This window comes from Nonomuraea sp. CA-218870, assembly GCF_050936535.1.
Taxonomy (GTDB): domain Bacteria; phylum Actinomycetota; class Actinomycetes; order Streptosporangiales; family Streptosporangiaceae; genus Nonomuraea; species Nonomuraea corallina.
In genome coordinates this window covers 611,564-637,120 of the sequence record NZ_JBNJMN010000002.1, presented here as the reverse complement: position 1 = coordinate 637,120, position 25,557 = coordinate 611,564, and the positions used below count along the sequence as shown (strand labels likewise).

The following is a 25,557-nucleotide window of genomic DNA, read 5'->3' as shown; positions in this document are numbered from 1 at the left end:
ACGACGTGTCCGCCGGAACCACGCCGCGTCCCTGACCACAGGGGCGCGGCGTTCAGGTATCAGGCCCCAGGCACCAGGCATCAGGCATCAGGCACCGGCCCTTCAGGCATCCGGACGTCATCCGGCGGGCAGCGGGATCGACAGCGTGGCCTCCGTGCCCCCGCCCTCGCGCGGCCTGATCGCCAGCTTGCCCGACAGCTCCCCCTCGACGAGCGTGCGCACGATCTGCAGCCCGAGGCTGGTCGAGCTGTCGAGGTCGAACCCCTCCGGCAGGCCCCTGCCGTCGTCCCAGACGACCACGTGCAGCCGCCCGGGACTGGACTCCACCACCACCTGCAGCCGCCTCGGCCGGCCGTGCTGGAGCGCGTTCTGCAGCAGCTCGGTCAGCGCCATGGCCAGCGGGGTGGCGATGAGCGAGGGCAGCACGCCGAACGCCCCCACCCGGCGCGGCGTGACGGCCGCCTCCGGCGCCGACACCTCACCCGCCATCGCGATCACCCGGTCGGCGATCTCGTCGAAGTCGACGAACTCCTCCGGCGCGTGGGAGAGGGTCTCGTGCACGATCGCGATCGAGCCGACCCGCCGCACCGCCTCCTCCAGCGCCTCGCGCCCCTCCGGCACCTGCAGCCGCCTGGCCTGCAGCCGGAGCAGGGCGGCGACGGTCTGCAGGTTGTTCTTGACCCGGTGGTGGATCTCGCGGATGGTGGCGTCCTTGGTCATCAGCTCGCGCTCGCGCCGCCGCAGCTCGGTCACGTCGCGGATGAGCACCAGCGCGCCGATGCGGCCGCCGCCGACGATCAGCGGGATCGCGCGCAACTGCACGATCGTGCCGCCTGACTCCACCTCGGTCTCCTTGGCGGCCCGCCCGCTGGCCACGATCATCAGGTCTTCGTTGATGGGCTCGTCGGAGTAGCACAGCGTCGCGGTGACCCGGCCCAGCTCGACCCCCACCAGGTCGGCGTGGAGTCCGAGCCGCCGGTAGGCCGAGAGCGCGTTCGGGGACGCGTACGTGACCCGGCCGGCCCGGTCGAGCCGCAGCAGGCCGTCGCCGACGCGCGGCGAGCGCACCAGGATGGGCTCCTCGCCGGAGAACGGGAAGCGGCCCTCCGCCACCATCTGCGCCAGGTCGGAGGCGCTCTGCAGGTAGGTCAGCTCCAGCCGCGACGGGGTGCGGGCCGACGACAGGTTGGTGGAGCGCTGGATCACGGCCAGGAACCGGGCCTCGCCGCCGGGGACGGCCCGCCGCACCGGGATGGTCTCCTCGCGCACCGGCACGCCGGTCGACCAGTCGGGGTCGCCCTCGCGGCAGATGCGCCGCTCGGACCAGGCGGTGTCGATCAGCGGGCGCTCGCCTCTGGTCACGACGCTGCCCACGACGTCGTCGTGGTAGACGGTGGGGCCGGTGGTGGGCCGCATCTGGGCGATCGCGATCCAGCCGCCCTCGCCGAGCAGCGGCGCCCACAGGATGAGGTCCGCGAACGACAGGTCGGCCAGCAGCTGCCAGTCGGAGACCAGCGAGTGGAGCCAGTCGAGGTCCGCCGCGTCGAGCGCCGTGTGGCGGACGACGAGGTCGCTGAGAGTCGGCACGAGTGCATCATGCGTGCTTCTCCGCTGAACAACCAAACCGGCGCCCTGACGGAACCGCCAGATGAGGGCCCCAGTGAGAACCATCACATCGTCGGGGCGGCAGGAGCCCGGGAAGCCGCGTTCCGCCCGAGCCCGCGCGTGCGCGCCGCCGAAAGGGCCATCCCTCGGTTGCCACGCCGCCCACGGCTGTGGATATCCTTCACCATCAGCCTGAGCTGCCTGTACGGGGCGCGCGGCAGGGCAGGTGAGCGGGTCTGCGCGGAGCAGGGAGCCGGGACACCGGGGAGCTGCCCTCGCACGCGGTTGACCGTGAGGGCAGATATGAGTTCCGATGATCTAGCGGTGATCAGACACGCCCTCACCGCCGTGGCAGAAGTGAAGGTGAGAGCGTGACAGACGAAGGCCCTCGCGTACCGAAGTACTACGACGTGAAGCGGAGCCTGCTCGAGCTCACGAAGTCGCTGGCGCCGGGCACCGCGCTGCCGCCGGAGCGGACGCTCGCGGTGCGCTTCGAGACCTCCCGCACCACGGTCAGGCAGGCGCTGACCGAGCTGGTGGTGGAGGGGCGGCTGCTGCGCATCCAGGGCAAGGGCACGTTCGTCGCGCAGCCCAAGGTGGCCCAGGTGCTCCAGCTCACCTCGTACATCGGAGACCTGCGCACGGCGGGGCTGGAGCCCGACACGAAGATCCTGGAGATCGGCTACATCACCGCCGACGAGCCGCTGGCACGGCGGCTGGCGATCAACCCCGGCGGCCGGGTGCTGCGCATCCACCGCCTGCGCCTGGCCAACGGCGAGCCCGTCTCGGTCGACACCACCCACCTGTCCGCGCGGCGCTTCCCGCGCCTGCGCCGCGAGCTGGAGGAGCACTCCTCGCTGTACGAGACGCTGCACAACGCCTACAGCGTGCGGCTGACGGACGCCGAGGAGATCATCGAGACCGTGCTGGCCACCCCGTACGACGCCAAGCTGCTCGGCGTGGACGTGGGCCTGCCCATGCTGCTGCTCACCCGCCACGCCTTCGACGCCGACGGCCACCCGGTGGAGTGGGCGCAGTCGCTCTACCGCGGCGACCGCTACAAGTTCGTCACCCGCCTGCGCCGCCCCTGACCTTCCCCCCTCTACGCTGGGCCGATGAGCGTCATCGTGGTCACCGGCACCGGCGTGGGCGTGGGCAAGACGGTGGTGTGCGCGGCCCTGGCGGCGCTGGCCCGCGCCCGCGGGGCGAGCACGGCCGTGGTGAAACCCGCGCAGACCGGCCTGGGGCCCGGCGAGCGCGGCGACGTGGACGAGGTCATCAGGCTGTCCGGAGTGCCGACCACGTTCGAGCTGGCCCGGTTCGAGCCGCCGCTGTCGCCCGCCGCGGCGGCGCGCGCGGCCGGGGTGCCGCCGGTGTCGCTGCCGCAGGCCGCCGCGCGGGTCCGTGAGCTGGCCGAGAGCAACCGGCTGGTGGTCGTGGAGGGCACGGGCGGGCTGCTGGTGCGGTTCGACGAGGACGGCGCCACGATCGCCGACCTGGCGCGGCTGCTGGGCGCGCCGGTGCTCGTGGTGGCCGGGGCCGGCTGCGGCACGCTCAACCACACGGCGCTGACCCTGGAGGCCGTCGCGCACCGCGGGCTGGACCTGGCCGGGGTGGTCATCGGCGCGTGGCCGAGGGAGCCGGGCGTGACCGAGCGGAGCAACGTGGCCGACCTGGAGATGCTGGCGGCCCGGCCGCTCGCCGGCGCGTTGCCGCTGGGCGCGGGGCGGCTCGACGCTGGGGCCTTCGCGGCGGCGGCGCGGCGCGGGCTGGCCGTGACGCTGGGCGGCGCCTTCGACCCTGCCGCGTTCCGCGACTCGTACCGCGTCTAAAATTGCCGGGCCGGCAAGTCGATGTGCGAGGGTGGCCATGGCGAAGGCGATCGAGGACGTGCTGGCCGAGGTCGGCCCCCGGCTCAAACGGCTGCGCGCCGACCACGGCCTGACCCTGACCGGGCTCGCCGAAACCACCGGCATCTCCACCAGCACGCTGTCGCGCCTGGAGTCGGGGCAGCGCCGGCCCACCCTGGAGCTGCTGCTGCCCATCGCCCAGGCCTACCAGGTGCCGCTGCAGGAGCTCGTGGGCGCGCCGCAGGTCGGCGACCCGCGCATCCGTCCCACGCCGCGGCGGCTGAACGGCATGACCGTGCTGCCGCTGACCCGTCAGCCGGGGCCGCTGCAGGCGTTCAAGATGATCATCCCGCCGGGGCGGGGCACGCCCGAGCCGCAGACCCACGAGGGCTACGAGTGGCTCTACGTGCTGTCCGGCCGGCTGCGCCTGGTGCTGGCGGACCGCGACCTGCTGCTGAAGGCGGGAGAGGCGGCCGAGTTCGACACCCGGCTGCCGCACTGGTTCGGCAGCGCCGACGAGCAGCCCGTCGAGATCCTCAGCCTCTTCGGCCGGCAGGGCGAGCGCATGCACGTCCGGGCCCGGCCGAAGTCCCGCGCCTGATCCCCGGGGTGGGGCTACCCCCACCCCGACGAGGACGTCAGACCCATGTCCAGCGGGCATCCCGACTCAATACGGTGGATCCCATGAAGGTCCCCCGCCCCTGGTCGGCCCGGGCCTGGCTGGACACCGCCCACGTGATCACCGGCCTGCCGGTCGCGGCCGTGCTCGCCTCGGCCACGCTCCCGCTGGTCCTGTTCCCCGGCACGCTCCGCCGCGCCCTGCCCTGGCTCACCCGGGTGCAGCGCTCCAGGTTCGCGGCGTTCCAGTCGGCGCGCATCCCCCCGGTGCCGGTGGCGGCCCACTGGCGCACCCTCAGCCTGTGGCGGCAGACGGGCTACCACGTGCTGTCGCCGCTCGTGAGCCTCCCCGCGGCCGTCCTGGTGTCGACGGCCTGGGGGGCGGGTCTGGTGGGCGTGCTGTCGTTCCTGGCCCCGGTCATGAACCCGCCGCCCCTGGTCTTCACCCCCGACCTGCGCGACCCCGCGGTGACGGGCGTCTACGTCCTGGCCGGCGTCGTCCTGCTGGCGCTGGCGCCGCTGCTGGCACGCGCCATGGCGGCGCTCGACCTGGCGATCGCCCGCGCGCTGCTCGGCCCCAGCCGCAAAGAGCTGGACGAGCGGATCGAGACGCTGACCGAGAGCCGCGCGGGCGTGATCGACGCCGCGGACGCCGAGCGCCGCCGCATCGAGCGCGACCTGCACGACGGCGCGCAACAGCGGCTGGTGTCCCTGGCCCTTAACCTCGGCCTCGCCCGCGCCACGCTGACCGACCTGCCCGAGCCCGCCCGTCAAGCCATCGAGCAGGCCCACGAGGAGTCCAAGCAGGCGCTCAGGGAGCTGCGCGACCTCGTACGCGGCCTGCACCCGGCCGTACTCAACGACCAGGGCCTGGACGCGGCGCTCTCCGGCGTGGCGGCGCGGGCCCCCGTCCCGGTGCGGCTGGACGTCGGCCTCGACCGCCGCCCCTCCCCGACGATCGAGGCGGTGGCGTTCTTCGTCGTCTCCGAGGCGCTGACCAACATCGCCAAGCACGCCGCCGCCACCAGGGCCGAGGTGAGCGTGCGGCGCGAACGCGACCGGCTGCTCCTGCTGGTGTACGACGACGGCTGCGGCGGGGCCACGATGGAGCGCGGCACGGGGCTGCGCGGCCTGGCCCAGCGGGTCGAGGCCGTGGACGGGACGCTGAAGCTGAGCAGCCCGCTGGGCGGGCCGACGACGATCGAGGTGGAACTGCCGTGCGCATAGTGCTGGCCGAGGACTCCGTGCTGCTGCGCGAGGGCCTGATACGGCTGCTGGAAGGCTCCGGCCTACGCGTGGTGGCGGCCGTGGCCGAGGCCGAGGGCCTGCTGCGCGCCGCCGAGGAGCACCGGCCCGACCTGGTGCTGACCGACGTGCGCATGCCGCCCACGCACACCGACGAAGGGCTGCGGGCCGCGCTGGTGCTGCGCCGCGAGCAGCCGAAGCTCGCGGTCCTGGTGCTGTCGCAGTACGTGGAGGAGCGCTACGCCGCTCAGCTGCTGTCGTCCGCCATCGGCGGCGTCGGCTACCTGCTGAAGGACAGGGTGGCGGACGTGGCCGAGTTCGTCGACGCGCTGCGCCGGGTCGCGGCCGGAGGCACCGCCCTCGACCCCGAGGTGGTCGCCCAGCTTCTGCTGCGCGGCCACAGCGACCCTCTGGACCGGCTGACGCCCCGCGAGCACGAGGTGCTCAAGCTGATGGCCGAGGGCCGCTCCAACGCGGGCATCGGCCAGGCACTGGTACTCAGCGAGGGCGCGGTGGGCAAACACATCGGCAACATCTTCGCCAAGCTGGACCTGCCCCCGGCCGAGGGCGACCACCGGCGGGTGCTGGCCGTGCTCCAGTTCCTCAAGATCAGGAGCTTGCCGTGAGACGGCTCTGGCTGATCCTGGGCACCGTGCTGACGGTGGCGGCGCTGGCCGTCTCCACCGGGGTCGTCTGGGCGGCGCTGGCCGACCCCAGCCCGCCCAGCGAGCTGTCCTGGCGCTCCATCCCGTTCCGGGGCGGCGCGCTGACGGTCGAGGCCCGCGGCGACGACGTCAGCGTGCACATCCAGGCGGGACAGGCCGGCTCCATCGGAGTCGAGCGTGACCTGGTGTGGACCGGCAGGAAGCCCACGGCGCGCGAGCAGTGGGACGGCGGCACGCTCCGTCTCGACGGCACCTGTCCCGGCGGTGGGCACCCCGCCATGGCGGACTGCCTGATCCGCTACCAGCTCTTCGTACCGCCCGAGACCGACGTCTCCGCGACCGCGAACGCCCCGCTGAGCGCCCGCCGCATGCGCGGCGACGTCAGCCTCACCTCGGTCTGGGGAGCCGTCGGCGCCCACGACCTCACCGGTGACCTGCGGCTGCGGAGCGAGACCGGCGACATCGCCGCCGACCGCCTGCGCGGCGGCGCGGTCGACGCGCAGACCGGCACCGGCACGGTGCGGCTGTCGTTCGAGACTCCCCCGTCGGACGTGCGCGCCACCGTGAGGGCCTCCGGCGACATCGGGCTGGAACTGCCGGGAGGCGTCTACGACGTGATCGCCGGCGCCCCCAATACGGACGTCGACAGCCGTCTCGACCCGTCCTCCTCGCGCAAGGTGCGCGCCTCCACCCCCGACGGCGGCATCCACATCTGTTGCTGACCTCCCCCTGGGTGCTGTTTACTCCTGTGGCTCATTGGTAAGTTCCGGGCTATGGAGTCTGCGAAACACGCCGGTGACGCCGCTGTCGCCGTGTCCAAGGCCTACGGTGTCGAGACCATGTTCACCCTGTCGGGAGGGCATGTCTTCCCCCTGTACGACGGTGCCCAGCACGAGGGCATGCGCATCCTCGACGTCCGCCACGAGCAGAGCGCGGTGTTCGCCGCGGAGGCCACGGCGCGGCTGACGAGGAAGCCCGGCCTGGCGGTGCTCACCGCGGGCCCCGGCATCACCAACGGCGTCAGCGGTGTGGCCACGGCCCACTTCAACGGCTCGCCGGTGGTCGTCATGGGCGGGCGCGCCCCTCAGTCCCGCTGGGGCAGCGGCGCCCTGCAGGAGATGGACCATCCGCCGCTGCTGACGCCGATCACCAAGCTGGCGTTCACCTCCTCCGGCGCCGACTCGGTCGGCCAGGACGTCGAGATGGCCTTCCGCACCGCCGTGGCGCCGCACCGGGGGCCGGTCTTCCTCGACTTCCACATGGACCACCTGTTCTCGCCGTCGCCCATGCACGAGCCCCAGACGCAGTCGCCCTCACCGCTGGAGCCCGACCCCGACAGCCTGCGCGCCATCGCCCGGCTGCTGGCCGAGGCCGAACGCCCGGTCCTGGTGTACGGGTCCGACGTGTGGATGGACCGGGCCGAGGAGGCCGCCCGCGACTTCGCCGAGGCCTGGCGGCTGCCGGTCATCCCCAACGGCCAGGGCCGCGGCGTCCTCCCCGCCGGCCACGAACTGCTCGTCACCCGCGCCCGCGGCCAGGCGTTCGCCCAGGCCGACCTGGTCATCGTGATGGGTACCCCGCTGGACTTCCGGCTCGGCTACGGCTGGTTCGGCGGCAAGGACGGCGCCCCGCTCGCCAAGGTGGTGCACATCGCCGACGCGCCGTCCCACCTGGCCACCCACATGTCCCCGGTCGCCTCCGCCGCCGGCGACCTGTCGGTGGTGCTGTGGAGCCTCGGCGACGCCTGCGGCGAGGTCGGCGTCAAGCCGTCGCGTTACGCCGACTGGCTGTCCACGCTCGCCGACCACGCCGCGGCGGCCGTCGCCGGTGACGCCGCGCTGCTGGCCGCCGACACCGACCCGATCCACCCCATGCGCATCTACGGCGAGCTGGGCAAGCTCCTGGCCGACGACGCGGTGGTCATCGGCGACGGCGGCGACTTCGTCTCCTACGCCGGCAAGTACGTCGAGCCGCGCCGGCCGGGCAACTGGCTCGACCCCGGCCCGTACGGCTGCCTCGGCACCGGGCTCGGCTACGCCATCGCCGCCCGCCTGGCCCGCCCGTCCTCGCAGGTGGTGCTGCTGCTCGGCGACGGCGCCGCGGGCTTCTCGCTGATGGACGTCGACACGCTGGTCCGGCACCGCCTCCCGGTCGTGATGATCTGCGGCAACAACGGCATCTGGGGTCTGGAGAAGCACCCGATGCAGCTGCTCTACGGCTACGACGTGGCCGCCGAGCTGCAGCCGCAGTGCCGTTACGACCAGGTGGTGACGGCACTGGGCGGCGGCGGCGAGCTGGTCACCAAGCCGTCGGAGATCGGGCCGGCGCTGCGCCGCGCGTTCGACTCCGGCATCCCGTACCTGGTGAACATCGCCACCGACCCGCAGATCGCCTACCCGCGCAACACCACGGGGGTGTGAAGGCGGCTAGTCCTTGGGCACCGGGGTCGTCGTGGGGCTCGGGGTGGCCGATCCGCACGGGTCGATCGGGATGAGGACGACCTTGACCGGCTTGTCGATCTGGAGCTCCTCGCCGCCGTCAGGCCAGCTCTGCGCCACCTTGAGGCACTCGTGCTTCACCTTGCCGCCGGTCTGGTCGTCGGCGAAGACCTTGAAGCCGACGTTCTCGATCATGGCCTTGGCCTGCGGGTACGGCAGATCGACCACGTAGGGCACGGGCTTCTTGGGCTTGGGGCTCGGCGAGGTCGGCGCCGACTTGGACGGCTTGTCCGCGGGAGTGATCGTCGGAGTTGGGGACTCCTCCGGCTCCTCCGTCTCCTGAGGGGTGGGGGTCATCTCCTGGCGCACCGGCGGCGTCTCGGCCTGGCGCGTCACGCTCGGCTTGGGCGGCCTCTTGGTGGGCTTGGTGGGGGTCGGCTCGTCGACGGGCGCCGGGTCGTCCTGCGCCGCCGCGGTCGTCTCCACGGGCGACCCGCTCGAACCGCTCATGTTGGTCAGCGCGACCGCGCCCGCACCCACCCCGACCACCAGGGCGGCGGCCAGCGCGGCCACCAGGCCGCCGCGGCGGGGCGTCTTGGCGGCGCGGCGGCCCTGCCGGGGCGCGGCGGCCGTGGTGGCCTCCGCGGCCTGCGGCGGCCCGGTCGGGTAGGCATCCACGGGCGGCGGCATGGACGCGCCCGTGGTCGGTATGACCGGCTGCGGACGCGGCGGCTCGCCGGCCGCGATCATGCGTGCGGCGTCGCTCATCGCCCTGGCGTTCGGGAAACGCCGCGCGGGGTCCTTGGACAGCGCCTGCTCCACCAGCGCGCGCACCGGCGGCGGGATGTCGGGAGGCAGCGGCGGGGGCGCCTCCCTGATGTGCTTGAGCGCGATCGTGACGGGGCTGTCGCCGTCGAACGGGCGCTGCCCGGCCAGGCACTCGTAGGCGACCACGCCGAGCGCGTAGATGTCGACGGCGGGCGTGACGGGCGCGCCCTCGGCCTGCTCGGGCGCGCAGTAGGCGGCGGTGCCGAGGACCATGCCGGCGTCGGTGAGCCGGTTGCCCAGGTCGGAGCGGGCGATGCCGAAGTCGGTGAGCACGAGCGTGCCGTCGCGCTGCACGAGCAGGTTGCCCGGCTTCACGTCGCGGTGGACGATGCCCCGGTCGTGCACGGCCTGCAGGGCCGACGCGGCCTGCGCGATCAGCTCCATGGCCGGCTGGGGGGCGATCCGGCCCAGGCGGGTGAGCAGCCGGTCGAGCGGCTCGCCGTCGACGAACTTCATCACCAGGTAGACGGTGTCGCCGCTGACGCCGTAGTCGTAGACGTCGACGACCCCCGCGTGGTTGATCGTCGCCATCGCCCGCGCCTCGGCCTGGAACCGGGCCAGGAACCCCGGGTCCTGCATGCGGCCCGGGAGCAGCACCTTGACGGCGACGGTCCGGGCGAGGACGGTGTCCTCGCCGCGCCAGACCTCGCCCATGCCGCCGGCGCCGATGCGGGTATCCAGACGATACCGCCCGGCCAGCGTTGTCCCTTGGGCCACCATGACTTCCCCCGCTACCCCTCTGCCTCTCGAACCTCGCCCACCCCAGGGTTCTCCAACAAAGCGAATTTGTGTCGCGGTGAGATCACGCAGAGGTCACGGAATTCCGTGAATGTACGACTCACCTTTCTCACACGCGACACAAATGCCACAAGCCGTACAAACCCTATCCTGCGGCCTAGGGGCCGCGCTTGTCCCCGTTTTCGGCCAGATCACGATGCCTGCGCCTCACCACTAGGCTGGACCGCATGACGCTCGCTCCGGGTCTCCGCTCCCAGCTGCTCACCATGGTCGAGCGGAGCGACACCGCGGCCAAGATCGGCAGTGGCGACCTGGCGGTGCTCGCCACCCCCCGCCTGCTGGCCCTGGCCGAGCAGGCGACCGTGCAGGCCGTCGCCGCCCACCTCGCCCCCGGCCAGACCTCGGTCGGCACCCGCGTCGAGCTCGAACACCTCGCGGCGAGCCCGGTCGGGGCGCACGTCGAGATCGGCGTCGAGCTGACCGCGGTCGACGGCAGACGTCTGACCTTCGGCTTCCACGCGCGCGACAAGGACACGCTCGTCGCCCGCGGCACGATCGAGCGGGTCGTGGTCGACCGCGACAGGTTCATGGCACGCGTCACTCGATGACGGCGATCAGGTCGCCTTCCTGGATCACGTCGCCCTCGGCCACCTTCAGCTGGGCCACCACGCCGTCCTCCTCGGCGAGCACCGGGATCTCCATCTTCATCGACTCGAGGATGACCAGCGTGTCGCCGTCGGAGACCGTCTCGCCCTCCTTGACGACCACCTTCCACACGTTCGCCACCATCTCCGCACGAACTTCAGCCACCGCGACTCCCCTCTACGAAATGATCCAACAATGTCATGCGGGACCGCCGCCGCGCATCCGCGCGACGAGACCCGTGTCGTAGTCGCCGCTGACGAACTCGCGGTGCTCCAGCAACTCCGCGCAGAACTCCAGGTTGTTCTTCGGGCCCTCCACGGTGAAGCTCGCCACCGCCTTGCGGGCCCGCTCCAGCGCCTCGGTACGGGTCTCGGCATGGACGCACAGCTTGGCCATGAGCGGATCGTAGAACGGAGTCACCGTATCGCCGGCCGCGTAACCGGAGTCGACCCGTACGCCGTCGCCGACCGGCTCGTCCCACACGGTGATCACGCCGGGCCCCGGGAGGAAGCGCCGGGGATCCTCGGCGTAGACGCGGAACTCGATCGCGTGGCCGGTCGTCACCGGCGCCACCTCGGGGCTCTCCCCGGCGGCGACCCGCAGCTGCAGCTCCACCAGGTCGAGGCCGGTGACCAGCTCGGTGACGGGATGCTCCACCTGGAGCCGGGTGTTCATCTCCAGGAAGACGAAGTCCTGGGCGTCGGCGTCGACCAGGCACTCCACGGTGCCGGCGCCGAGGTAGCCGACGGCCTCCCCCGCCCGCACGGCCGCCGCGAGCATCCGCTCCCGCAGCTCGGGGGTGAGGCCGGGGGACGGCGACTCCTCCACCACCTTCTGGTGGCGGCGCTGCACCGAGCAGTCGCGCTCCCCCAGCGCCACGACCTCGCCGCCCGGCAGGCCCAGGATCTGCACCTCGACGTGGCGGGCCCGTTCGATGTAACGCTCCAGCAGGATGGCCGGCCCGGCCAGCGCGTCGCCCGCGCCACCCGCCGCCGCGGCGGCCGCGAACCGCGCGGCGGCCCTGGACGCCTGCTCGAACGCCTTGGCCAGCTCCCGCTCGTCACGGGCCACGCTCATGCCGATGCCGCCGCCGCCCCCGGCGGTCTTGACCATCACCGGGTAGCCGATGTCCCGGGCCGCCGCCAGCGCCAGGTCCAGGTCGGTGGCGGGCTCGCGGGTGCCTGCCGCGACCGGGACCCCGGCCGCCTCCATCAGGTTACGAGCGTTGATCTTGTCGCCCATGCGGTCGATCGCCTCGGGCGACGGCCCCACCCAGGTCAGCCCGGCGTCGATCACGGCACGCGCGAACCCGGAGTTCTCCGACAGGAACCCGTAACCCGGGTGGACCGCGCGCGCTCCGGTGGCCCTGGCCGCGTCCAGCACCTTGGCGGCGTCGAGATAGCTCTGCGCGGGAGCGGCCGGGCCGATCAGCACGGCCTCGTCGGCCTCGCGCACGAACGGCAGCCCCGCGTCCGCCTCCGAGTGAACCGCGACGGCCCGAAGCCCCAGCCTCTTGACCGTACGAATGATCCGACGGGCGATTTCTCCCCTGTTGGCGACCAGAACGGGCCCCAGCGACTCAATCAGCACGGAGCAACCCTACGACCGCCGCGCTCGACACCCCGTTCCTCCGAAACCACCGATCCTCACCGACGGATCTGTAGGATTCCTACAATGACCGGCACGCGGCGGCCCGCCGGCCAGCCGCCGGACTGCGTGACCCCTACAGCCGCAGCAACGGCCGGCCCGCCGCCCGGGCCAGCGCCTCCACCGCGTCGGCGTCGTAGGCGACGCCCGCGCCCGCCCTCAGCCGTTCCAGGGCCGCGCTCGCCCTGTCGCGGTCGGTCGACCCGCCCAGCAGGTCGTCGTAGGCGTTGACCACCTTGATGATGCGGCTGGCGAGCGGCGGATCCTCGCTCACCGGATCGCACTGGCGGCTCACCAGGTCGGCCACCCGGTCGAGCACGCCCGTCTGCCTGATCACCTCGGCGCCCAGCTCGGCGATGCGGCGGGCCTGGTCGGGCTCGGCCAGCACGGTCGCGCCTCCGGGGATCGGATCGCGCAGCGAGAGCTGGCCGATGTCGTGCATCAGCGCGGCGTACTCCAGCTCCAGCAGCTCCGGCTCGGCCATGCCCAGCTCCCTGCCGACGGCCACGGCCAAGCGGCTCACCCGGCGCGAGTGGCCGGGCTCGACGTAGCCGCCGACCTCGGTGACCCTCGACAGGGCGCGCACGGTCTGCAGGTAGGTGGCGCGGATCCCGGCGTACTTGCGGAAGGCCACCTGGGTGACCAGCAGCGGGGCCGCGAAGACGAGCAGCGCCACCAGGTCCATGCTGTGCGTGGCGAGCGCCAGCAGCACTCCTGAGGAGGCCACCGCGGCGCCGAGCGGGAAGGCGACGTTGAGCTCGTCGCGCACCGCCACCCGGAACGCCGTGCGCACCTGCTCGGCCCTGAGCATGGCGGCGATCAGCACGTCGATCAGCAGCATCAGGACGATGAGCACCACCATCACGCCGAGCGCGGGCCACCAGGTGCCGCCCTCGCCCTGGGTGAGCCGGTAGAGCGGGTCGGCGAGCGGCCGGAAGGCGAAGGCCAGCAGCGCGCCGGTGAGCAGGCGGCGGGCCATCGCGTCCAGCCGGGGCGGCCGGCCGACGGCCAGATGGGGCAGCGCGCCCGCGATCATGCCGACCGCGATCACGGCCACGACCTGGAGCGCGGAGTGGCGCAGCGGGTTCTGGCTGAGGTCGAGCAGCAGCGTGTAGCCGAGCGCGGCCGCGGCCCCGATGGGGGCGACCTCCCGGTTGCCCGGCATGGTGAGCCGGGCCAGCTCACCGGCCGCGATCAGCGCGCCGAACCCGACGGCGACCTCCGGCCGGTCGAGCCCGGCGGCCGAGATGTGGCCGATGCCGGCCACGGCGACCGCGCCGGCGGCGCAGACGAGCAGCAACTGGCCGGTGCGGAGCCGCGGCAGTCCACGGAGTCCCCGGCTCACTGCCCGGTCACCACCTGGATGGGCATGGTCGGGTCGTCGTGATCCTTCGTGAGGGTCTCGGCGGCGTCGGGAGGCGGCGGGTCGAGACGCCGCGGCGGCTGCCACGGCTCGCGCTCCAGCGCCCGCACGAACGCGGCCACCATGACCGGGTCGAACTGGCTGCCCGCCCCCTTGCGCAGCTCCTCCACGGCCACGCTGACGGGCCGGGCGCCGCGGTAGGAGCGGTCGGAGGTCATCGAGTCGAAGGCGTCGGCCACGGCGATGACGCGGGCGAACTCCGGGATCTCGTCGCCGGCCAGCCCCATCGGGTAGCCCTTGCCGTCGTGGCGCTCGTGGTGGTGCATGATCCCGGCGAACGCCTCGTCGAGGAAGTCGATGCCCTGCACGATCTCCAGCCCGCGCATCGGGTGGAGCTGGATCGCGGCGAACTCCTCCTCGGTGAGCGGCCCGTCCTTCTGCAGCACCTTGGTGGGCACGCCCAGCTTGCCGACGTCGTGGAGCATGCCGGCGTAACGGATGGCGCGCATCCGCTCGGTGCCCATGCCGATCTCCTCGGCGATCATGCCGGACGCGAGCGACACCCGGGTGCAGTGGCCCCTGGTGTAGTAGTCCTTGGTCTCCACCGCCTGGCACAGGGCCGCGATCGTGGCGTCGTACGAGCGCTGCTGCGCGTGGTACTGGCCGAACGCCCAGCGGGCCACGAAGAGCGGCACCAGCACCAGCACCGCCGAGATCGACTGGATGGTCGCCCACAGCCCGGCCACCAGGAGCCCGAACGTGCCGTAACCGAAGTAGGACAGCAGGAACTGGGTCAATCCACCCAGCGGCATGCCGGCCGGCCTGACGCGGGTCGCCAGCCTGACCATGGCGAGCGTGAGCAGGATGTTGAGCGGCACGAACACCGCCGTCGCGGCGACGTACGGGCCGATGAGGTCGTCGAACGCGTGGACCTCCGGCACGCCGATCGCGCCGCCGAGCCAGACGTAGACGACCCCGGCGGCGTAGCCGCAGATGGCGAACTGCGCGCCGTTGAAGACGCGCTTGATGAGCGGCAGCCCCGGCCGCACGCTGAGCATGGCCGTCAGCCCCACGAGCGCCGCGCCCTCGGGCCCGATCAGGACCACGGCGGCCAGCGCGGCCGAGAAGCTGACCGACACGGCGAAGTGCTCCACGGTGAGCAGGGTCGGCATCGACTCGCACACCAGGAACAGGAGCATCAGGACGAGCAGGACGTCGTAGTTGCCGGCCAGGGCCGGCCCTCCGGGCGCGACGGCGCCCCATCCGATGAGCCCGGCCACCGCGCCGATCAGGGCGATCAGGTAGACCCTCGCGGGCCACGGCAGTTCACGCATTGCGGCCCCCCTCGCGCGATCAGATCCAGGAGACACCGGGGGGCGCCGCGCCGCCCGCCAGGAAAATGATCACGGGAGTGATGAGCACGACGGCCGTGAACAGCCGGGCGATCAGTGGCTTCAGCATGCGCTCGCCTCCTCGTCGATTCCTGAGGCTCACGCTACAGAAGTCGGGCCCCGCAGACCGGCCGAGTCGCGAATCGCAAGCAAAGCGTAATCGAACAACTACCTGTGGCGACTCCGGGCCCACTCCACCGTGAGCTTGATCCCCGCGGGCAGGTCGATCCGCGGCTCCCAGCCGAGGCCCTCGTAGGCGGGCACCGGGTCGACGGCCATGGCCGGCAGGTCGCCGGGGCGCGGCGGGGCGAAGCCCGGCTTGTCGGGCGCGCCGACCGCGTCGGCGATCAGCGTGTGGAGCCTGCGGTCGGTGGTCTGGATGCCGGTGCCGAGGTTGAACCGGCGGCCGTCGCCGTCGGAGCCGCACGCCCGGACGAAGCCCTCCACGACGTCGTCGACGTAGACGTAGTCGCGGGTCTGCGTGCCGTCGCCGTAGACGACCGTGGGGGTGCCGGCGAGCAGCGCGTCGGTGAAGATCGACACGACGCCGGCCTCACCGTCGGGCGACTGGCGCGGCCCGTAGACGTTGGCCAGCACCAGCGTGGTGTATTCCATCCCGTACAGGCCGCGGAAGGCGGACAGGTAGGTCTCGCCGCTGAGCTTGGAGGCCGCGTAGGGCGAGCGCGGGTCGGTGGGGGCGTCGCCGGGCACCGGGATCGTCTGCGGCCTGCCGTAGACGGCGACGGAGGAGGCGAACACCACCTTGCGCGCGCCGCCCTCGCGGGCGGCGGCGAGCACGGCCGCGGTGCCGGTCACGTTGAGGCTGGCGTCCGCCACCGGGTCGGCGACGCTCCTGCGCACGCTGACCTGCGCGGCGAGATGGCAGACGACCTCCGGCCTGAGCTCGGCCGCGAGCGCGACGAGCGCGGGGTCGCGGACGTCGACCTCGTGCAGCCGCAGCCGGCCGGTCCCGGTGGCCTCGGCGAGGTTGTCGCGGTCACCCGACGACAGGTCGTCGACGACCGCGACCTCATGCCCCTCGGCGAGCAGGCGGTCGACGAGATTGGACCCGATGAATCCGGCACCTCCGGTGACGAGCACGCGCATGAGGTGATCCTAGTCGGACAGCTCGGCCCTTACTCGCGCGATACGCGCCAGCACCTTGTCGCGCAGGTCGCCTGGGATCGGGTCGCAGCCGCACTTCCTGGCCACCAGCTGCTTGATCGCCTTGTCGAGGTCGTACTCTTCGAGGCAGGGGCCGCACTCGTCGAGATGCACACGGATCTCGGCGACGTCTCCGGCGGTCAGCTCGCCGTCGAGATACTCGTAGACCCGATCGAGGACGTCACGACAGTCGGTCTCATGCGGCCTGCCACAGCTCATTTCGATCCCTCCGTCGGGACCAGGCCCCTCTCACGAGCGTAGTCCTCCAAATGACCGCGCAACTGCCTGCGCCCGCGGTGGAGCCTGGACATCACGGTGCCGATCGGAGTGCCCATGATGTCGGCGATCTCCTTGTACGGGAAGCCCTCGACGTCGGCGAGGTAGACCGCGATCCTGAACTCCTCGGGCAGGGCCGCCAGGGCGTCCTTGACGTCGCCGTCGGGGAGGTGCTCGAGCGCTTCGACCTCGGCGGACTTCAGCCCGCTCGAGGTGTGGGAGCCCGCCCGCGCGAGCTGCCAGTCCTCGATCTCCTCGGTGCCGGCCTGCTTGGGCTCGCGCTGCTTCTTGCGGTAACTGTTGATGAACGTGTTGGTGAGGATCCGGTAGAGCCAGGCCTTGAGGTTGGTGCCTTCCTGGAACTGGTGGAAGGACCCGAACGCCTTGGCGAAGGTCTCCTGCAGCAGGTCTTCGGCGTCGGCGGGGTTTCTGGTCATCCGGAGCGCCGCCGAGTAGAGCTGCTCGAGGTAGGGCATGACGTCGCGCTCGAATCGCTCGCCCCGCTGCTCCAGAGTCTCCGCGCCTGTCGCGGGCACCGGACCCACCCCCCTAAGATCACCAGTGACCGCCCGTGACGGAACACCGTACTCAGGGGAGGATACCCGTTCGCCGGTGACCGGCCGGTCGCCGGGGACGGCGTCGAGCAATGTGAGCATGCTCGTCGCAACACGCCCGTGCCTCCGTCTGTTCCCGCAAGATAGAAGGTGACGAACAACCCGGTGCGGGGAAAACCATACGTACCGGCTGGTAGCCATTTCCCGGAACCCAGGAGTCGCGTGTGCTGCCCATTCCGGCCGAGGAACTCAACGGCTCAGGAACACTGGGGCCGTACTGGACCTTTTACCACGCCGTCGTCGCCGAGCAGCTCAGCAGATGGCTCCCCGCCGACCCGTCCGTCGTCCTCGACCTGTCCGGCGGGCGCGGCCGCTGGTCCAGCCAGGCGGCGCGAGCGGGCCACCGGGTGATCGAGGTCCTCGACTTCCGCCGCACCGCCGAGGGGGGCCGGTTGCGGGACGCGGGGCTGGTCCGCCACGTACGCGCCGACGACCTGTCGTTCCTGCCCGACGAGAGCGTCGACGCGGTGGTCGCCGAGGAGCGCGCGATGTCGATCGAGCTCATGGCGGAGTCGGCGATGAGCGACGTGGCGCGGGTGCTCAAGCCGGGCGGCCGGGCCCTGGTGTGCGTCGACTCGCTGGTGCTGGGCATGGCGATCCTGGCCGAGCAGGGCCAGTGGCAGCACCTGCGGCAGACCGGGGAGGTCATGCTGGTGCCGTGGCCGGACGGCAGCATCACGCGCTGCTTCAGCAGCACGCAGCTGCGCGAGCTGCTGACGGGCGCCGGCCTGGAGGTCGAGTGGGTGCGTCCGCGCACGGTGCTGTCGCCCTCGACCGTCGACCACGTGCTCGGCTCCGACACCCGCACCCTGTCCTACCTCGTGCGCACCGAACTCGACGCGCGGCCGGACGAGGACGACACGGTCGGCATCCACCTGGTGGCCAGCGCCCGCAAGAGCTGAGCGGTCAGCGCCTGCGCTCCCGCTTTCCCTGGCACTGCACGCACCGGGCCGCCTCCGGGCGGGCCTCCAACCGGCCTTCCGGCACCTGCGCGCGGCAGTCGACGCACTGCCCGTAGCTGCCTTCGTCCAGCCTCTTGATGGCGTCGATCACCGCTCTGCGCTGCGTCGTGGCGACGGTGAGCATCGCCCTGGCCCGATCGGCGTCGGTCAGGTCGGAGCCCGCGTCGGCGGCGGAGTGCTCCCGGATCGCCACCGGGTCGCCCTGGAGAACCCCGATCGATCGGTCGAGTTCGGCGAGCATGTCTTCCAGTCGCTCACGAGCGGTCGTGACGTCCACGGATCCGCACCTCCGGGAAAGTGGGGGCAGCCCGCGGCGGGAGTCCCCGGTGATCCCGCGCGGTGCGATTCAGGGGCATGGGGTAAGCGGTGACACCCTGTGAAGGGATGCCATGCTTTCCTCACCGGATGCCCGCTTCGTGCCCTCCTTACACCTTCGGAGCGGAGCGCTTCATCCCTCCTCCGGGAGGGGCTCGATGAGTCCGGGGCCGTTGTTCCTGACGTTGTTGACGTCGGTGCTGACGGGGTGGGCCGTGAGCCTGCCCGGCTGGGCCGGCACCAGCAGCCGCTGGGCCTGCTCGGTGTCGGTGACCTGGGGGTCGAGCCACTCGCCCCAGCGCTCCCGCTCGATCATCATCGGCATGCGGTCGTGGATGCGGCCCAGCTCGTCCTCGGCGTTCGTGGTGATCACCGTGCAGGTGACCAGCCACTTCAGCGGGTCGTCGTCGGCGCGGTTCGGGTCCTTCCAGAACTCGTAGAGCCCCGCCATCGCCAGCACCCCGCCGTCGGACGGGTGGATGAAGTAGGGCTGTTTCTTCTTCTTGTCGCCCTCGACCGGCATCCACTCGAAGTAGCCGTCGGCCGGCAGCAGGCAGCGCCGCTTGGCGAACGCCTGCCGGTAGGACGGCTTCTCGGCCAGCGTCTCAGCCCTGGCGTTGATCATCCTGGACCCGACCGACGGGTCCTTGGCCCACGCGGGCACCAGCCCCCACTTGACCACGCGCAGCTGCCGCACGGCCCGCTCGGCGTCCTTCGGCACCCGGCTCAGGACGGCGTAGACGTTCTTGGTCGGCGCCACGTTGTAGTCGGCGCCGAGCTCCTTTTCAGGGTCGGCGTCCTGCTCCACCTGGAACTCCTCCAGGAGCTGGTGCTTGTCGCGCGCCGACGCGTATCTCCCGCACATGACTCCCACACTGCCACGTTCGTCTTTCGCTCGCATGTACGAGTCGTACGAGTTCCGCGGATTCCTCGCGTTCCTGGAGCGGCGCGCCGGGCCAGTAGGCTTTGACCATGCCCGACGTCCACTGGCCCGCCCCGCACGCCGACGCCCCCGTCACGGCGTCCGTCTCGCTGCCCGGCTCGAAGTCGGTGACCAACCGGGCGCTGGTGCTCGCCGCGCTCGCCGACGGCCCCGGGGTCGTCCGGCGCGCGCTGCGCAGCCGCGACGCCGACCTGATGGCCGACGCGCTGCGCGCCCTCGGCGCCACGCTCACGACCTCGGCCGAGACCGCGTCCGGCGTCGACTACACGGTCACCCCGGGGCCCGTCCGCGCCGGCGCGCGCGTCGACGCCGGGCTGGCCGGCACCGTCATGCGGTTCGTGCCGCCCGTGGCCGCGCTCGCCGACGGGCCGGTGACCTTCGACGGCGACCCGCACGCGCGCAAGCGGCCGATGGGCCCGATCCTCGGCGCGCTGCGGGCGCTGGGCGCGCGGGTCGACGGCGACGCGCTGCCGTTCACCGTCCACGGGCCGCTCACCGGGGGCGAGGTCACGCTCGACGCCTCGGCCTCGTCGCAGTTCGTCTCGGGGCTGCTGCTGGCGGCCGCGCGGTTCGAGAAGGGGGTGGTGGTCCGCCACGCCGGGCCGCCGGTGCCCTCGCAACCCCACATCCGGATGACGATCCACATGCTCCGCACGGCCGGAGTCCGGGTCGACGACGGCGAGCCCGACGTGTGGCGCGTCGAGCCGGGGCCGATCGCGGCCCGCGAGTGGGTGGTGGAGCCCGACCTGTCCAACGCGGCCCCGTTCCTGGCCGCCGCCCTCGTCACCGGCGGCACGGTGACGGTCCCCGGCTGGCCTCTGGAGACCACTCAGGCGGGCGACGCGCTGCGCGACCTGCTCGCCCGGATGGGCGCCGACGTCCGCCTGGAGTCCCGCTCCGCCGAGGCCGCCGACCTCGTCGTGACCGGCACGGGCGAGCTCGCCGGGATCGACGCCGACCTGCGCGAGGTGGGCGAGCTGACCCCGACCGTCGCCGCGCTGGCCGCGCTCGCCGGCACGCCGAGCCGCCTGCGCGGCGTCGCCCACCTGCGCGGCCACGAGACCAACCGGCTCGCCGCGCTGGTCAACGAGATCAACCGGCTCGGCGGCGACGCCGAGGAGACCGATGACGGCCTGGTCATCCGCCCCCGCCCGCTCCACGGCGGCCTGTTCCACAGCTACGACGACCACCGCATGGCCACGGCCGGCGCGGTGATCGGCCTGGCGGTTCCCGGCGTCGAGGTGGAGAACATCGCGACGACGGGTAAGACCCTTCCGGAGTTCGCGCGGATGTGGGCCGCCATGCTGGGCGGCCGGTGACCGCCGTGTGCGAGTTCCTCCGCCATCACGGGGTATGCGGGCCTTCCGGACGAGGCGGCGAGGTCATGGGAGCGGATCGCTGAGAAGGCGGGAGTACGACGAGGACGACGTGCGGGTCAGGCCGGGCAAGGGCTCCAGGCCGCGGACCCGCATCCGCCCTGCCCACGAGGACGCGGAGCAGGGCTTCGTGGTGGCGGTCGACCGAGGCCGCTACACCACGCTGGTGGAGGCCAAACGCAAGCAGCAGCGCCGCCTGGTAATGGCGATGAAGGCGCGCGAGCTGGGCCGCAAGGGCATCGTGGTGGGCGACCGGGTGGCGCTCGTAGGGGACGTCTCCGGCAGGCCCGACACCCTGGCCAGGGTGGTGCGGGTGGAGCCGCGCACGTCCATGCTGCGGCGCTCGGCCGACGACACCGAGGACACCGACGGCATCGAGCGGCCCGTGGTGGCCAACGCCGATCAGCTCGTCATCGTGACGGCGCTGGCCGATCCGCCGCCCAGGCCGCGGATGATCGACCGGATCCTGGTGGCGGCGTTCGACGCGGGGATCGACCCGCTGCTCTGCCTGACCAAGTCCGACCTGGCGCCTCCCGACGACCTGGTGGCCCAGTACGCGCCGCTGGGGGTGCCGCACGTCGTGGTCCACCGGGGCGGTTCGCTCGACGAGCTGCGCGAGCACCTCAAAGGACGCCTCAGCGTGCTGGTCGGACACTCGGGAGTGGGCAAGTCGACGCTGGTCAACGTGCTCGTCCCGGACGCCAACCGGGCCGTCTCCCAGGTGAACGCGGTCACCGGACGCGGCCGCCACACCTCCACCTCCGCCGTCGCCCTGGAGCTGCCCGAAGGCGGCTGGATCATCGACACGCCGGGGGTGCGCAGCTTCGGGCTGGCCCACGTCTCGGCGGAGACCGTGCTCGCGGCGTTCCCCGACCTGGTGGAGGGCACGCTCACATGCCCCAAGGGCTGCACCCACCTGACGGAGGGCTGCGCCCTGGACTCCTGGGTGGCGGCCGGTCACGCCGACCTGGCCCGCCTGCGGTCCCTGCGCCGCCTCCTCGCCAGCCGCGAGGGCTCCCTCGACGACGCCCCCGACCAGCCCGCGGGCCCCGTCCCGGAGCGCTGACCGTACGCCATCCCCGGTTCGGGGGGCGTCAGCCTGACGGGAGCAGGGTCCAGGAGAAGGTGAGGGTGGCGACCGGTGTGCCCTCCTCGTTGCGCACCTCGACCTCGACGTCGAACTCCGGCCGCTCCCCCGCGTCCAGCCGCGGCACCACCTCGTCGCGGGAGGCCAGCAGCCGGGCCGACGCGACGATCTCCCCCTTGGCCGGCTTGAGGTAGCGGACCGTGGACGCGGCGACCAGGGGCACCGCCCGGCTGAGCTGGTCCCCGAAGGCCGTGAGCATCGCGGCGCCGGACGCCGCCTCGGCCAGCGTGAACAGGGCTCCCGCGTGCGGACCGCCCACATGGTTGTGCAGATCGGGCCGGTCCGGCAGCCGGCTGACGGCGCGCCCGTCGGCCGCCGAGTCGAAGGTGATGCCGAGGGTGCGGGCGAAGGGCACCGACTGGATCAGCAGATCGCCGATGTCAAGGGACATGCCCGCATACTACTCGTCAGTAACCGGGAAAGCGGGAGTACCGGAAATGCCGCCGCGACTGACTGATGTCCGGCGCGGGCGGCACGGTAGCGTGACACCTCGTGCAGGGATACCACGATGACCTCCGCCTCGCCCACGTCATGGCCGACGCCGCGGACGACCTGACGATGCGGCGATTCAAGGCGGTCGACCTCAAGGTCGAGACCAAGCCGGACCTCACCCCGGTCAGCGACGCCGACCGGGCCGTCGAGGAGGCGATCCGGGGCACGCTGCGCCGTGCCAGGCCGCGCGACGCGGTGGTGGGCGAGGAGTTCGGCACGACCGGCTGGGGCGCCAGGTCGTGGATCATCGATCCCATCGACGGCACCAAGAACTACGTGCGCGGCGTGCCCGTCTGGGCGACCCTGATCGCGCTCATGGAGTACGGCAAGGTCGTCGTCGGCCTGGTGTCGGCTCCGGCGCTGGGCCGCCGCTGGTGGGCGGTATCCGGCGGCGGCGCGTGGACCGGCAAGAGCCTGACCAAGGCGAGCCGGATGCGCGTCTCGTCCGTCTCCTCCCTGGAGGACGCCTCCTTCTCCTACTCCAGCTTCGGCGGCTGGGAGGAGACGGGCCGCCTCGGCGGCTTCCTCGACCTGGGCCGCGCCTGCTGGCGGACGCGCGCGTACGGTGATTTCTGGTCGCACATGATGGTGGCCGAGGGCTCGGTGGACCTTTCGGCCGAGCCCGAGCTGTCCCCGTGGGACATGGCGGCGCTCACCGTCATCGTCGAGGAGGCCGGCGGCCGCTGGACCGACACGACCGGCGCGCGCGGCCTGGAGGGCGGCAGCCTGGTGTGCACCAACGGGCTCCTGCACGACGAGGTCATCGCGCGGCTCAACGCCTAGAGCGCGAGCACCCCGGCCACCGCGTCCATCAGCCCTGCGCGGTACGAGCCGCCGAACAGCACGACGTGCACGAGCAGCGGATGGAGCTGATGCAGCGGCACCCGCTCCCGCCAGCCGCCGGCGAGCGGCGCCACCTCCTGGTAAGCGCCCAGGATCCGATCCAGGTACGGAGCCCCGAACAGCGCGAGCATGGCCAGGTCGGTCTCCCGGTGACCGCCGTGGGCCGCGGGGTCGACCAGCACGACCCGGCCGCCGGACCACAGCAGGTTGCCGCTCCACAGGTCGCCGTGGATGCGGGCGGGCGGCTCAGGCTCCCCGCAGACCTCGGCGAACCGCTCCACCGCCCGGTCGATGAGCGCCAGGTCACCGGACGACAGCCGCGCCATGCGGGCGAACGGCAGCACCCGCCGCTCCGCGTAGAAGGCCGGCCAGTCGTCGGCCGGCGTGTTGTCCATCGGCAGTTCGGCGATGAACCCCGGCCACGGCGCGCCGAAGGCGTCGGCCCCGGCGAGGTGCATCCGCGCCAGATCACGGCCGAACCACTCGGCCGCGGCGGCGGACGGCCGCTCCTCCTCCACCCACGACAGGACCAGCCGGTCAGGCCCGGCCTCGATCACCTCGGGCACGGCGACGACCTCGCCCAGCCAGCGCAGCCCGGCGGCCTCGGAGGCGAACACCTGGGAGGCGGCGCCCGTCTTGGCGAACACCACCCGCCCGTCGTCCAGCACGCCCCGCTGCAGCCGCCAGCCGTGCGACCGGCCCAGGTCCTCAGTCGATCTCATCGGCGATGTGCTTGGCGATGCCCTGAGAGGCGCTCTCGACCAAGGAGAGCACCTCCACGAACCCCTCGTCGCCGCCGTAGTACGGATCGGGCACCTCGGCGCCGGAGGGAGCCTCAGGGTCGAAGGAACGGAACAGCCGCACCTCCACACCAGGAGGCGCCATCCGGCTGAGGAACGCCGCGTTGTCGCGATCCATGGCCAGCACCAGGTCATAACGGTCGAACCAGTCGCGGGTGAACTGCCGGGCGACATGCCGGGATCCGTCGTACCCGTGAGCGGCGAGCACCCGCATCGCCCGCTGGTCCATCGGGCCGCCGACATGCCAGCCACCGGTGCCGGCGCTCTCCACGATCACCCGCTCGCCCAGCCCGTGAGCGGCCAGCACCGAACGGAGCACGGCCTCGGCCATCGGGGAGCGGCAGATGTTGCCCATGCAGACCACGCACACGCGGTAGGTCGGAGATGTCATGTCTCTATCGTGACCCCTCCCCCCGACCACTCGTCACCCCGGGGCACACAGGGCCACCATCACGCCGGGCAGCGCCGGAAAGACTTCATGATCCGCTCTGCTACGCCTTCCACGGTCGCGATCCCGTACCCGACCTCCGGGCCGCCCTCGGTCAGCACCGCGATCGCGTAGTCGTGGCCACCGCCCCGGATCAGGCCGGCGCTCACGACGGCCCAGCGTTCCGTGGACACCCGCTTCAGCCAGCCGTTCTTCAGCGCCACCCGATCGCCCCGGCACCGAGCGGCGCTGATCCCCCAGTCCTGCCCGTCGACGACCTCGCCCATGAGCCGAAGCACCCGCCCGCGATCGGCGGCGCGCAGGGGACTCCGCTCCGACACCAGCGCCTGGACCAGCCGGACCTGGTCCTCGGCCGAGGTCCGGGTGATCCCCCAGCAGTACAGGTCGACGCAGGTGCCGGGGACGCCCTCGGTATGCCGCAGCCCGAGCTTCCTGCCCGCCGCGGTGAATCCGGAGGCCGCGCCGATGCGCGGCCAGAGCCTGTCGGCGGCGTGGTTGTCGCTGTAGCGGATCATGGCCCCCGCGTCCCGCCTGACCGCCGCGGGCAGCTTCTGCCAAGGGGTACGGAGGAGCAGCGCCATCAGGATCTGGACCTTGGCCGTGCTGGCAGTGATCATCGGGCGGCGAGGCCGGTAGCCGTAGACGCGGCCGGTGGTGAGATCCTTGACCAGGGCCGCGACCGGGCCGGGCCGGGTGGCGAGGTAGCGGTCGAGACGCCGGGTGATCTTCTTGGCGTCGATCCGGCGCACCTGCTCGACGGTCCCGGCGCCCTCTTCATCCCGCTCGGACCTCCCGCCGGTCTCCTCCGCCCGATCGGGCCGCCCCGCCGTCCTGGTCACTCCGGAACGGCGTTCGCCGTGAGGGTCCGACGGGACGGGCCCTTCGGGGCGGGCTTCCCTCCGCCCGACGCCCGGCAAGCCGAGCTCGCCAACGGATCCCGCCTCCCCGAACAGGCCCGGGATGACCGGTGGCCCGAGTGCTCGGGGCGAGCCTCGGTCCGGAGCCCTGGCGCGGGCGGGAGCCGAGGCCGTGGCGAACGCCGGCGCGGCCAGCAGGCTCCACAGGACCACCAGCGCCATGACCAGCCGTGATAACCCGCCGCGCGGCCCCGCGATCAGCCGTGGCAGAGCGCCACGTAGCCCCG

27 protein-coding genes are annotated in these 25,557 nt (G+C 72.6%); 12 read left to right on the top strand and 15 right to left on the bottom strand.

The window, feature by feature from the left end; all coding sequences use genetic code 11:
- Nucleotides 1-117: 117 nt before the first annotated feature.
- Complete coding sequence (locus tag ACQEUU_RS31655; protein WP_270155764.1) at nucleotides 118-1,587, bottom strand: PAS domain-containing sensor histidine kinase; 1,470 nt, start codon at nucleotides 1,585-1,587, stop codon at nucleotides 118-120.
- A gap of 389 nt (nucleotides 1,588-1,976) precedes the next feature.
- Here ACQEUU_RS31655 and ACQEUU_RS31650 point away from each other — a divergent pair, with 389 nt between their 5' ends.
- The 7 genes from ACQEUU_RS31650 to ACQEUU_RS31620 all read left to right on the top strand — a co-directional run bounded on the left by ACQEUU_RS31650 (nucleotide 1,977) and on the right by ACQEUU_RS31620 (nucleotide 8,403).
- Complete coding sequence (locus ACQEUU_RS31650) at nucleotides 1,977-2,696, top strand: GntR family transcriptional regulator (protein ID WP_270155765.1); 720 nt, start codon at nucleotides 1,977-1,979, stop codon at nucleotides 2,694-2,696.
- A 24-nt stretch (nucleotides 2,697-2,720) separates the two neighbouring features.
- A complete protein-coding gene (gene bioD / locus ACQEUU_RS31645) occupies nucleotides 2,721-3,437 on the top strand; it encodes a dethiobiotin synthase (RefSeq protein ID WP_433072750.1) in 717 nt (238 codons plus the stop codon).
- A 37-nt stretch (nucleotides 3,438-3,474) separates the two neighbouring features.
- Nucleotides 3,475-4,056, top strand: coding sequence for a helix-turn-helix domain-containing protein (locus ACQEUU_RS31640; RefSeq protein ID WP_433072749.1), 582 nt, complete (start codon nucleotides 3,475-3,477; stop codon nucleotides 4,054-4,056).
- Nucleotides 4,057-4,139: 83 nt separating this feature from the next.
- Nucleotides 4,140-5,300 carry a sensor histidine kinase gene (locus ACQEUU_RS31635; RefSeq protein WP_433072748.1) on the top strand — a complete coding sequence of 387 codons (1,161 nt, stop codon included), beginning with the start codon at nucleotides 4,140-4,142 and terminating at the stop codon, nucleotides 5,298-5,300.
- On the top strand, nucleotides 5,291-5,944 hold the full coding sequence (locus tag ACQEUU_RS31630) for a response regulator transcription factor (RefSeq protein ID WP_433072747.1): 654 nt from the start codon (nucleotides 5,291-5,293) through the stop codon (nucleotides 5,942-5,944). The genes ACQEUU_RS31635 and ACQEUU_RS31630 overlap by 10 nt, the downstream gene beginning before the upstream one ends.
- The gene (locus ACQEUU_RS31625; RefSeq protein WP_433072746.1) at nucleotides 5,941-6,705 is read left to right on the top strand and encodes a hypothetical protein; all 765 of its coding nucleotides are present in this window, start codon (nucleotides 5,941-5,943) and stop codon (nucleotides 6,703-6,705) included. The genes ACQEUU_RS31630 and ACQEUU_RS31625 overlap by 4 nt, the downstream gene beginning before the upstream one ends.
- A 51-nt stretch (nucleotides 6,706-6,756) precedes the next feature.
- On the top strand, nucleotides 6,757-8,403 hold the full coding sequence (locus ACQEUU_RS31620; protein WP_433072745.1) for an acetolactate synthase: 1,647 nt from the start codon (nucleotides 6,757-6,759) through the stop codon (nucleotides 8,401-8,403).
- Nucleotides 8,404-8,409: 6 nt separating this feature from the next.
- On the opposite strand, the gene ACQEUU_RS31615 is transcribed toward ACQEUU_RS31620, so the two are convergent.
- Complete coding sequence (locus ACQEUU_RS31615; protein WP_433072744.1) at nucleotides 8,410-9,969, bottom strand: serine/threonine-protein kinase; 1,560 nt, start codon at nucleotides 9,967-9,969, stop codon at nucleotides 8,410-8,412.
- A 245-nt stretch (nucleotides 9,970-10,214) separates the two neighbouring features.
- On the opposite strand from ACQEUU_RS31615, the gene ACQEUU_RS31610 reads away from it, so the two are divergent.
- The gene (locus ACQEUU_RS31610; RefSeq protein ID WP_433072743.1) at nucleotides 10,215-10,595 is read left to right on the top strand and encodes a thioesterase family protein; all 381 of its coding nucleotides are present in this window, start codon (nucleotides 10,215-10,217) and stop codon (nucleotides 10,593-10,595) included.
- Here the strand turns inward: ACQEUU_RS31610 and ACQEUU_RS31605 are convergent.
- From ACQEUU_RS31605 to ACQEUU_RS31575, 7 genes are all read right to left on the bottom strand, one after another.
- Nucleotides 10,585-10,797, bottom strand: coding sequence for a biotin/lipoyl-binding carrier protein (locus ACQEUU_RS31605; RefSeq protein ID WP_433072742.1), 213 nt, complete (start codon nucleotides 10,795-10,797; stop codon nucleotides 10,585-10,587). The two genes, ACQEUU_RS31610 and ACQEUU_RS31605, sit on opposite strands and share 11 nt — an antisense overlap.
- Before the next feature lie 33 nt (nucleotides 10,798-10,830).
- The gene (locus tag ACQEUU_RS31600) at nucleotides 10,831-12,222 is read right to left on the bottom strand and encodes an acetyl-CoA carboxylase biotin carboxylase subunit (protein WP_433072741.1); all 1,392 of its coding nucleotides are present in this window, start codon (nucleotides 12,220-12,222) and stop codon (nucleotides 10,831-10,833) included.
- A gap of 133 nt (nucleotides 12,223-12,355) precedes the next feature.
- Nucleotides 12,356-13,624, bottom strand: a complete 1,269-nt coding sequence (locus ACQEUU_RS31595) for an HD-GYP domain-containing protein (RefSeq protein WP_433072740.1) — start codon at nucleotides 13,622-13,624, stop codon at nucleotides 12,356-12,358.
- Complete coding sequence (locus ACQEUU_RS31590; protein ID WP_433072739.1) at nucleotides 13,621-14,976, bottom strand: HD-GYP domain-containing protein; 1,356 nt, start codon at nucleotides 14,974-14,976, stop codon at nucleotides 13,621-13,623. The genes ACQEUU_RS31595 and ACQEUU_RS31590 overlap by 4 nt, the downstream gene beginning before the upstream one ends.
- 225 nt (nucleotides 14,977-15,201) lie before the next feature.
- Nucleotides 15,202-16,140, bottom strand: a complete 939-nt coding sequence (locus ACQEUU_RS31585; RefSeq protein ID WP_433072738.1) for an NAD-dependent epimerase/dehydratase family protein — start codon at nucleotides 16,138-16,140, stop codon at nucleotides 15,202-15,204.
- A gap of 9 nt (nucleotides 16,141-16,149) precedes the next feature.
- Nucleotides 16,150-16,416 (bottom strand): mycothiol system anti-sigma-R factor, encoded by a 267-nt coding sequence (gene rsrA, locus ACQEUU_RS31580; RefSeq protein ID WP_433072737.1) that lies wholly within the window; start codon nucleotides 16,414-16,416, stop codon nucleotides 16,150-16,152.
- Nucleotides 16,413-17,018, bottom strand: coding sequence for a sigma-70 family RNA polymerase sigma factor (locus ACQEUU_RS31575; RefSeq protein ID WP_433072736.1), 606 nt, complete (start codon nucleotides 17,016-17,018; stop codon nucleotides 16,413-16,415). The genes rsrA and ACQEUU_RS31575 overlap by 4 nt, the downstream gene beginning before the upstream one ends.
- Nucleotides 17,019-17,251: 233 nt before the next feature.
- Here ACQEUU_RS31575 and ACQEUU_RS31570 point away from each other — a divergent pair, with 233 nt between their 5' ends.
- Nucleotides 17,252-17,989 (top strand): class I SAM-dependent methyltransferase, encoded by a 738-nt coding sequence (locus ACQEUU_RS31570; protein ID WP_270158216.1) that lies wholly within the window; start codon nucleotides 17,252-17,254, stop codon nucleotides 17,987-17,989.
- Between the two features lie 4 nt (nucleotides 17,990-17,993).
- Here the strand turns inward: ACQEUU_RS31570 and ACQEUU_RS31565 are convergent, their stop codons facing one another.
- Nucleotides 17,994-18,326 carry a TraR/DksA family transcriptional regulator gene (locus ACQEUU_RS31565; protein WP_433072735.1) on the bottom strand — a complete coding sequence of 111 codons (333 nt, stop codon included), beginning with the start codon at nucleotides 18,324-18,326 and terminating at the stop codon, nucleotides 17,994-17,996.
- A 171-nt stretch (nucleotides 18,327-18,497) separates the two neighbouring features.
- Complete coding sequence (locus tag ACQEUU_RS31560) at nucleotides 18,498-19,229, bottom strand: SOS response-associated peptidase (RefSeq protein ID WP_433072734.1); 732 nt, start codon at nucleotides 19,227-19,229, stop codon at nucleotides 18,498-18,500.
- 107 nt (nucleotides 19,230-19,336) lie between these two features.
- Between ACQEUU_RS31560 and aroA the strand changes: the two genes are divergently transcribed.
- Together aroA and rsgA are read left to right on the top strand one after the other, a co-directional pair.
- Nucleotides 19,337-20,626, top strand: a complete 1,290-nt coding sequence (aroA, locus tag ACQEUU_RS31555; protein WP_433072733.1) for a 3-phosphoshikimate 1-carboxyvinyltransferase — start codon at nucleotides 19,337-19,339, stop codon at nucleotides 20,624-20,626.
- Between the two features lie 34 nt (nucleotides 20,627-20,660).
- The gene (gene rsgA / locus ACQEUU_RS31550) at nucleotides 20,661-21,749 is read left to right on the top strand and encodes a ribosome small subunit-dependent GTPase A (protein ID WP_433072732.1); all 1,089 of its coding nucleotides are present in this window, start codon (nucleotides 20,661-20,663) and stop codon (nucleotides 21,747-21,749) included.
- 28 nt (nucleotides 21,750-21,777) lie between these two features.
- Here the strand turns inward: rsgA and ACQEUU_RS31545 are convergent, their stop codons facing one another.
- Nucleotides 21,778-22,221: a YiiD C-terminal domain-containing protein gene (locus tag ACQEUU_RS31545; protein WP_433072731.1), complete on the bottom strand. Its 444-nt coding sequence runs from the start codon at nucleotides 22,219-22,221 to the stop codon at nucleotides 21,778-21,780.
- Nucleotides 22,222-22,322: 101 nt separating this feature from the next.
- Here ACQEUU_RS31545 and hisN point away from each other — a divergent pair, with 101 nt between their 5' ends.
- Entirely contained in the window at nucleotides 22,323-23,105 is a 783-nt protein-coding gene (gene hisN, locus ACQEUU_RS31540; protein WP_433072730.1) for a histidinol-phosphatase, read from the top strand.
- On the opposite strand, the gene ACQEUU_RS31535 is transcribed toward hisN, so the two are convergent.
- Genes ACQEUU_RS31535 through ACQEUU_RS31525 form a run of 3 tightly spaced genes read right to left on the bottom strand, consistent with a single transcriptional unit; the run spans nucleotide 23,102 to nucleotide 25,492 of the window.
- Nucleotides 23,102-23,887, bottom strand: coding sequence for a fructosamine kinase family protein (locus tag ACQEUU_RS31535; protein WP_433072729.1), 786 nt, complete (start codon nucleotides 23,885-23,887; stop codon nucleotides 23,102-23,104). The two genes, hisN and ACQEUU_RS31535, sit on opposite strands and share 4 nt — an antisense overlap.
- Entirely contained in the window at nucleotides 23,874-24,356 is a 483-nt protein-coding gene (locus tag ACQEUU_RS31530; RefSeq protein WP_433072728.1) for a low molecular weight protein-tyrosine-phosphatase, read from the bottom strand. Before ACQEUU_RS31530 ends, ACQEUU_RS31535 begins: the two co-directional genes overlap by 14 nt.
- A gap of 59 nt (nucleotides 24,357-24,415) precedes the next feature.
- Nucleotides 24,416-25,492, bottom strand: a complete 1,077-nt coding sequence (locus ACQEUU_RS31525) for a serine hydrolase (protein ID WP_433072727.1) — start codon at nucleotides 25,490-25,492, stop codon at nucleotides 24,416-24,418.
- Between the last annotated feature and the right edge of the window lie 65 nt (nucleotides 25,493-25,557).

Excerpts from the sequence above, each read along its gene's own strand:
- ACQEUU_RS31530 (WP_433072728.1), bottom strand. The coding sequence starts at position 24,356 with ATGACATCTCCGACCTACCGCGTGTGCGTGGTCTGCATGGGCAACATC.
- ACQEUU_RS31615 (WP_433072744.1), bottom strand. The coding sequence starts at position 9,969 with ATGGTGGCCCAAGGGACAACGCTGGCCGGGCGGTATCGTCTGGATACC.
- bioD (WP_433072750.1), top strand. The coding sequence starts at position 2,721 with ATGAGCGTCATCGTGGTCACCGGCACCGGCGTGGGCGTGGGCAAGACG.
- ACQEUU_RS31545 (WP_433072731.1), bottom strand. The coding sequence starts at position 22,221 with ATGTCCCTTGACATCGGCGATCTGCTGATCCAGTCGGTGCCCTTCGCC.
- ACQEUU_RS31590 (WP_433072739.1), bottom strand. The coding sequence starts at position 14,976 with ATGCGTGAACTGCCGTGGCCCGCGAGGGTCTACCTGATCGCCCTGATC.
- ACQEUU_RS31525 (WP_433072727.1), bottom strand. The coding sequence starts at position 25,492 with ATGGCGCTGGTGGTCCTGTGGAGCCTGCTGGCCGCGCCGGCGTTCGCC.
- ACQEUU_RS31610 (WP_433072743.1), top strand. The coding sequence starts at position 10,215 with ATGACGCTCGCTCCGGGTCTCCGCTCCCAGCTGCTCACCATGGTCGAG.
- ACQEUU_RS31585 (WP_433072738.1), bottom strand. The coding sequence starts at position 16,140 with ATGCGCGTGCTCGTCACCGGAGGTGCCGGATTCATCGGGTCCAATCTC.
- ACQEUU_RS31535 (WP_433072729.1), bottom strand. The coding sequence starts at position 23,887 with ATGAGATCGACTGAGGACCTGGGCCGGTCGCACGGCTGGCGGCTGCAG.
- ACQEUU_RS31640 (WP_433072749.1), top strand. The coding sequence starts at position 3,475 with ATGGCGAAGGCGATCGAGGACGTGCTGGCCGAGGTCGGCCCCCGGCTC.
- rsrA (WP_433072737.1), bottom strand. The coding sequence starts at position 16,416 with ATGAGCTGTGGCAGGCCGCATGAGACCGACTGTCGTGACGTCCTCGAT.
- ACQEUU_RS31635 (WP_433072748.1), top strand. The coding sequence starts at position 4,140 with ATGAAGGTCCCCCGCCCCTGGTCGGCCCGGGCCTGGCTGGACACCGCC.
- ACQEUU_RS31560 (WP_433072734.1), bottom strand. The coding sequence starts at position 19,229 with ATGTGCGGGAGATACGCGTCGGCGCGCGACAAGCACCAGCTCCTGGAG.
- aroA (WP_433072733.1), top strand. The coding sequence starts at position 19,337 with ATGCCCGACGTCCACTGGCCCGCCCCGCACGCCGACGCCCCCGTCACG.
- rsgA (WP_433072732.1), top strand. The coding sequence starts at position 20,661 with ATGCGGGCCTTCCGGACGAGGCGGCGAGGTCATGGGAGCGGATCGCTG.
- ACQEUU_RS31620 (WP_433072745.1), top strand. The coding sequence starts at position 6,757 with ATGGAGTCTGCGAAACACGCCGGTGACGCCGCTGTCGCCGTGTCCAAG.